Below are 1,105 nucleotides of genomic sequence, written 5' to 3'. Positions count from 1 at the left end.
GGTCAGGGGGGAGACGTCGGTGGGGAAGTCCTTGTAGAAGACCGGGAGGGTGGTGCGCTCCTCGACGAGCCGTTCGTACAGCTCCAGCACGAGGTCGCCGCGTCCGCACTCCGGCCGGTGCGGCACGCCCGCCGCGTCGCAGCGCGTGCGCAGCGCCTCGACGGGCGTGTCCGCGCCGATCTCCTCGCCCAGGGCCTCGGAGAGCGCGCCGTAGACGGTCTTCACGGGCCACGGCCCCGAGATGTCGTGCCGGACGGGCCTGCCGTGCTCGTCCGGCCGGATCGCCACCGGGGAGCCGTGGGCGGCCGTGGCGGCCTCCTGGATCAGCTCACGGGTCAGGTCGAGCATCACGTCGTAGTCGGCGAACGTCTGGTAGGCCTCCAGCATCGTGAACTCGGGGTTGTGCTTGTAGGAGACGCCCTCGTTGCGGAAGGTGCGGCCCAGTTCGAAGACCTTCTCCATGCCGCCGACGCACAGCCGTTTGAGGTACAGCTCGGGGGCGATGCGCAGGTACAGGTCGAGGTCGTAGGCGTTGATGTGGGTGGTGAAGGGGCGGGCGTTGGCGCCGCCGTGGACCTGCTGGAGCATCGGGGTCTCCACCTCCAGGAAGCCCCGGTCGAGGAGGCCCTGACGCAGTGCCTGGACGGCCGCGCTGCGGGCCCGTACGGTCCGGCGGGCGACCGGGCTGACCGCGAGGTCCACATAGCGCATCCGGACCCGGGCCTCGGGGTCGGCGAGGCCGCGCCGCTTGTCGGGCAGGGGGCGCAGGCACTTGGCGATGAGGCGGGCCCGGGTGACGAAGACCGTCAGCTCGCCCCGGTCGGTGGTACCCACCTCGCCCTCGGCCTCCAGATGGTCGCCGAGGTCGACGTGGCGGGTGAAGCGGCGCAGCAGCTCCTCGCCGGAGCCGTCCCGGGTGAAGGTCAGCTGGAGGTCGCCGGACCAGTCGCGGAGCACGGCGAACGCGACGCCGCCGTGGTCGCGGACGAGGAGGACGCGCCCGGCGACGGTCACCCGTTCGCCGGTGCGGGAGGCCGGCGGCAGACCGGGGTGGGCGGCGCGGATCGCGGCCAGGGTGTGGGTGCGGCGGGCATCGGCGGGGTAC

The 1,105-nt window shown here is 73.1% G+C and carries 1 protein-coding gene; it reads right to left on the bottom strand.

Features of this window, described 5'->3' with window-relative positions; translation table 11 throughout:
- Positions 1-1,105, bottom strand: a 1,105-nt coding sequence (locus tag K6I33_RS35205) for an amino acid--tRNA ligase-related protein (RefSeq protein WP_229358858.1), incomplete at both ends; no start/stop codon positions are given.

It is taken from the genome of Streptomyces sp. UNOB3_S3 (assembly GCF_020740895.1).
Classification (GTDB): Bacteria; Actinomycetota; Actinomycetes; order Streptomycetales; family Streptomycetaceae; genus Streptomyces.
Note: the sequence above shows the minus strand (reverse complement) of the source record. Positions and strands in the feature narration are given on the sequence as shown.